Here is a 4,867-nt window from a genome sequence, read left to right as displayed (position 1 = left end):
CTGTGGGCCGGCAGGGCGGTGGGCCGGCAGGGCTGTGGGCGCGCCGCTCAGGCGCCGACGGGCTCAGGCTCCGACGGCGCGGTAGAGGGAGCCGACCTCGGCATGGGTGAGCGTGCGCACCGAGCCCGGTTTCGTGGCGCCGAGCCGTACGTCCCCGACCGCGGTGCGGACGAGCTTGCGCACCGGATGCCCCACCTCGGCCAGCAGGCGCCGCACGATGTGCTTGCGTCCCTCGTGCAGCACGACCTCCACCAGTGTGCGCGAGGGCCGGGTGTCCTTGATGCGGAACTCGTCCACGCGTACCGGCCCGTCCTCCAGCGACACGCCCGCCCGCAACCGCGCACCCAGGCCCCGCGCGACGACACCGTCCACTTCGGCCAGGTAGGTCTTGAGCACGCGGAACGACGGGTGCATGAGCCGGTGTGCCAGGTCGCCGTCGTTGGTGAGCAGCAGCAGGCCCTCGGTGTCGGCGTCGAGCCTGCCGACGTGGAAGAGCCGCTCGGGACGGTCGGCGACGTAGTCGCCCACGCACGGCCTGCCCTTCTCGTCGCGCATCGTGGTGTGCACGCCGCGCGGCTTGTTCAGCAGCAGATACACCAGGTCGTCGCGGACCACGACGCGCAGCCCGTCCACGTGGACGACCGCCGCGTCGGGGTCCACCCGGCGGCCGAGCTCGCGCACCACCTCGCCGTCCACGCTCACCCGGCCCTGCACGATCAGCTCCTCGGCCGCCCTGCGGGAGGCCACCCCCGCCTGCGACAGAACCTTTTGCAGGCGCACGCCGTCGGCCGCGCGGCCGGAGGAGTCAGCCGTGGTCAATCGAATCCACCTCGGGCAGTAGCGGGGCGATGGGCGGCAGGTCGTTCAGCGACGACAGGCCCAGCCGCTCCAGGAACAGTTCGGTCGTGGTGTACAGCGTGCCACCGGTCTCCGGATCGGTACCGCCCTCCTCGATCAGGCCCCGGGCCAGCAGCGTGCGCACCACTCCGTCCACGTTGACACCCCGCACGGCCGCGACCCGCGACCGGGTCACCGGCTGCCGGTAGGCGATCACGGCCAGCGTCTCGAGCGCGGCACGCGTGAGCTTCGAGCGCTGCCCGTCGAGCAGGAGTTTCTCGACGAACGGCGCGTAGGTGTCGCGGGTGTAGAACCGCCATCCCTCCCCGACGCGGCGCAAATCGATGCCGCTGCCCTGGTCGGTGAGGTCCTCGGCCATCGTGCGCAGCATCTCCGTGACCCGGTCCACGGGCTCGTCCAGCGCGCCCGCCAGCGATTCCTCGTTCGCGGGCGAGTCCACCACCAGCAGCAGCGCCTCCAGCGCCGACCGCAACGCGCCGTCGGCGGAGACGTCGGGAAGCGCCCGCCCCCCGGGTGTTTCGGGCGAGTCCTGTCCTGCCTCGGCGTCCCCGGAACCCGGGCTCTCACCGCGTTCCACCGGGCCGTCGGCCTCACCGGGGGCGGCGTCACGGGGAGCCGCGTCACCTGTGTCCGCGCCGGCATCGCCGGTGTCCACGTCGTCGCCGAGCGCGCCCGTCCCGAGATTCACTGGGTCGGTCGTGCCGGCGTCCTCGCCGTCGTCGTTCCCGCCGATGCGCCAGGTCGGCCCGGCGTCGCTTGTCATCCGTACTCCTCGTCGTCGGCACCCGCGCGGTCGCGTTCGGCCTCGGCGGAGGCCTCTTCCACGGAGCCGCCCGTCCACCGCACGTGCAGTTCGGCCAGCGCCTCGGCCTGCTCGAACGTGACCGAGGACTCCCGGTACAACTCCAGCAGGGCCAGGAAGCGGGCGACCACCTCGATCGTGTGCTCGCAGTCGGCCACCAGCTCCCGGAAGGTCGCCTCTCCCTGCCCGGCCAGCCGCAGTCGCAGCACGGCGGCGTGCTCACGCACCGAGACCTTGCCCGCGTGCAGATGGTCCAGCGACACCGTCGGGGGCGGTTTCGGCCGGAACACCCCGAGCGCCACGTCGGCGAACTTCTCGGGGGTGACGCCGAGCATCACCTCGGGAAGCAGCCCCACGTAGCGGTCCTCCAGCACCACCGAGCGGGGGTAGCGCCGCAGGGCGGTGGACTCCAGCTCCGCGAACAGCGCCGCCACCTGCTTGTACGCACGGTACTGCAACACGCGCGCGAACAGCAGGTCCCGCGCCTCCAGCAGCGCCAGGTCGTCCTCGCTCTCCACCTCGGCCGAGGGCAGTAGCCGCGCCGCCTTCAGATCGAGCAGGGTCGCGGCCACGACGAGGAACTCCGTGGTCTCGTCGAGCTTGTAATCGGCGCCCAGCGCGCGGGTGTAGGCGATGAAATCGTCGGTGACCTGGTGCAAGGCGACCTCGGTGACGTCGAGCTGGTGCTGCGAGATGAGTTGCAGCAGCAGGTCGAACGGCCCCTCGAAGTTCTCAAGCCGCACCGTGAAGCCCGGTGCCGGGCCGTCGCCGCCGGTCACGTCGTCGGCCTCGGGGGGCGGCGCCCCTTCCGCCATCAGTCCGCCGTTTCCTCGCCACCGGACCCGCGGGAGGCCCCGGAGTCCGCCTCGTCGTCGCGCAAGCGGCGCACCAGCACCGAGTCCTCGCCGTGGTCCTCGAAATCGGCGAGCAGCACGGCGACCGCCTCGCGCACGATGCGGCCCCGGTCCACCACGAGCCCGTGCGAGCCACGTAACGCCAGCCTCGTGTGCTCCATCGCGAGCAGTTCGTCCGCCGAAACGTACACCGTGATCTTGGCGTCGTGTTTCTGCCGTCCTGAACCCTTGCGCGCCGTCGCCGCGCCGACCCGGTCCCGTGCTCCGGTCGCGTCCGTGGCGGTTCCGGACCGCGCGGAGCCGGAGGAACCGGGGCCACCGGTGTCGTCGGCGCTGCCGGGACGCTCCCCGTCCACCCGGCCGTCGTCACCGCGACGGTTCCGCTCGCGGCGGGAGGCACCGCGACGGTCCCGCTCACCACGGGAGGCACGGCGCCGTCCCGTCTCGCCGGACACCTCCCCGACGGATTCGCCGGAGGACACCCCGCCCTCACCGGAGGACACCCCGTCGTCGGCGGAACGCGGCCGGTCACCGTCCCGGGGTGAGCGGTCGCCGGAAGGCTCACCGGTCCGGCGGAACAGTTCCGAGGCGCCGGGCAGGGACGCTCGCCTGCTCACCGGGTGATCACCTCGCGCGCCAGGGTGCGGTACGCGGTCGCGCCCGCCGACCGGGGCGCCCACCGGGTGATCGGCTCACCGGCCACCGTGGTCTCGGGGAACCGCACCGTGCGGTTGATCACCGTGTCGAACACGGTGTCGCCGAATGCCTCCACCACGCGCGCCATGACCTCCTTCGAGTGCAGGGTCCGGGGATCGAACATGGTGGCGAGGATGCCGGTGATGTCCAGATCCGGGTTCAGCCGTTCGCGCACCTTGTCGATCGTGTCGATCAACAATGCCACACCGCGCAGGCTGAAGAACTCGCACTCCAGCGGGATGATGACGCCGTCGGACGCGGTGAGCGCGTTGACGGTGAGCAGGCCGAGGGAGGGCTGGCAGTCCACCAGCACGTAGTCGTAGCGGTCGATCACCGGGCGCAGCACGCGCAGCAGGGTGTGCTCGCGCCCCACCTCGGCCACGAGCTGCACCTCCGCCGCCGAGAGGTCGATGTTGCTCGGGAGCAGGTCCACACCCGTCACCGAGGTCGGCCGGATCACGTCGTCGACGGCGACGGACCGTTCCATGATGACGTTGTAGACCGTCTGGTCCAGCTCGTGCGGCTGGATACCGAGACCGACCGACAGCGCGCCCTGCGGGTCGAAGTCGACCAGCAGCACCCTGCGGCCGTACTCGGCCAGCGCCGCACCGAGGTTGATCGTGGACGTCGTCTTGCCCACGCCGCCCTTCTGGTTGCACATCGCCACGATGCGGGCGGGGCCGTGCCGGTCCAGCTCCGGCGGCTCGGGGATCTCCCGCCGGGGCCTGCCGGTGGGGCCGAGCTTCGGCTTGTCGTCGACGACCGTCTGGGCCCCCTTCGCCGTGCGCACGGTCGCCTGCTCGCCCGTACCGGCCGACGTCACCGGGGCCGGGGACGCGGCGGCGTCCGGGGACGCGGGGGATGCGCTGGACGCGGGTGCCGCGGAGGACACCGACGACACCGACGCCGCCGACGACACCGTCGTGGTGCTCGCCCGGCCGGGTCGGCCCGGGGCACGCCTCGCCGTGTGGTGGAAAGTCGACATGGGGCGAAAGCTCCTCGTTCGGCATGGACCGGCGCCAGCGTATTGCGGCACGAAGAGCAGCGCCAAAGCGGCTCGCCGGGCACGACCGGGGGACTTTTCGCCCGCTCAGCCCAGTGCCCGCGGATGGGCCGTCGCGTACACCTCACGGAGCGTGTTGACCGTCACCAGGGTGTAGATCTCGGTGGTGCTCACGGACGCGTGCCCGAGCAGTTCCTGCACCACGCGCACATCGGCACCGCCTTCCAGCAGGTGCGTGGCGAACGAGTGCCGCAGCGTGTGCGGCGAGACGGACGTGGCCAGGCCCGCGCGCTCGGCGGCGGTCTTCAGTGCCTGCCAGGCGCTCTGCCGCGACAGCCGTCCGCCACGCGCGTTGAGGAACACCGCGGGAGTGCCCCGGCTGCGGCGTGCGAGCTCGGGCCGGGCCCGCACGAGGTAGCCATCCAGTGCCGCGAGCGCGGGCCGCCCGACCGGCACCAGCCGGTGGCGCCCTCCCTTGCCCCGGAGCAGCACCGTGCGCTCGGCGGTGTCGAGGTCGTCGACATCGAGGCCGACGGCCTCCGAGATCCGGGCCCCCGTCGAGTACAGCAGTTCGAGCAGCGCGCGGTCGCGCAGCGCACGGGGCCCGTCCGGCGGGGCGGTGTCGAGCAGCCGTAGCACGTCGTCGACAGGGAG

6 protein-coding genes are annotated in these 4,867 nt (G+C 72.5%); all 6 read right to left on the bottom strand.

From position 1 onward, the window contains the following. Window positions 1-63 precede the first annotated feature (63 nt). Entirely contained in the window at window positions 64-819 is a 756-nt protein-coding gene (locus tag SACSA_RS0109705; protein WP_019815438.1) for a pseudouridine synthase, read from the bottom strand. Then, window positions 806-1,621, bottom strand: a complete 816-nt coding sequence (gene scpB / locus SACSA_RS0109700) for an SMC-Scp complex subunit ScpB (protein WP_019815437.1) — start codon at window positions 1,619-1,621, stop codon at window positions 806-808. The genes SACSA_RS0109705 and scpB overlap by 14 nt, the downstream gene beginning before the upstream one ends. Continuing rightward, window positions 1,618-2,475, bottom strand: a complete 858-nt coding sequence (locus tag SACSA_RS0109695; protein WP_019815436.1) for a segregation and condensation protein A — start codon at window positions 2,473-2,475, stop codon at window positions 1,618-1,620. The genes scpB and SACSA_RS0109695 overlap by 4 nt, the downstream gene beginning before the upstream one ends. Further along, complete coding sequence (locus tag SACSA_RS25965) at window positions 2,475-2,870, bottom strand: cobyrinic acid a,c-diamide synthase (protein WP_232212910.1); 396 nt, start codon at window positions 2,868-2,870, stop codon at window positions 2,475-2,477. The genes SACSA_RS0109695 and SACSA_RS25965 overlap by 1 nt, the downstream gene beginning before the upstream one ends. A 257-nt stretch (window positions 2,871-3,127) precedes the next feature. Then, window positions 3,128-4,195 (bottom strand): ParA family protein, encoded by a 1,068-nt coding sequence (locus tag SACSA_RS0109685; RefSeq protein WP_019815433.1) that lies wholly within the window; start codon window positions 4,193-4,195, stop codon window positions 3,128-3,130. 105 nt (window positions 4,196-4,300) lie between these two features. Then, on the bottom strand, window positions 4,301-4,867 hold a 567-nt coding region (locus tag SACSA_RS0109680; protein WP_019815432.1), incomplete at its 5' end, for a tyrosine-type recombinase/integrase.

Origin of the sequence: Saccharomonospora saliphila YIM 90502, from assembly GCF_000383795.1 — a bacterium.
GTDB classification, from domain to species: Bacteria; Actinomycetota; Actinomycetes; order Mycobacteriales; family Pseudonocardiaceae; genus Saccharomonospora; species Saccharomonospora saliphila.
This window is presented reverse-complemented; position numbering and strand designations above follow the sequence as displayed.

Coding starts and splice junctions, on each gene's coding strand:
- SACSA_RS0109685 (WP_019815433.1), bottom strand. CDS start 4,195: ATGTCGACTTTCCACCACACGGCGAGGCGTGCCCCGGGCCGACCCGGC.
- scpB (WP_019815437.1), bottom strand. CDS start 1,621: ATGACAAGCGACGCCGGGCCGACCTGGCGCATCGGCGGGAACGACGAC.
- SACSA_RS0109695 (WP_019815436.1), bottom strand. CDS start 2,475: ATGGCGGAAGGGGCGCCGCCCCCCGAGGCCGACGACGTGACCGGCGGC.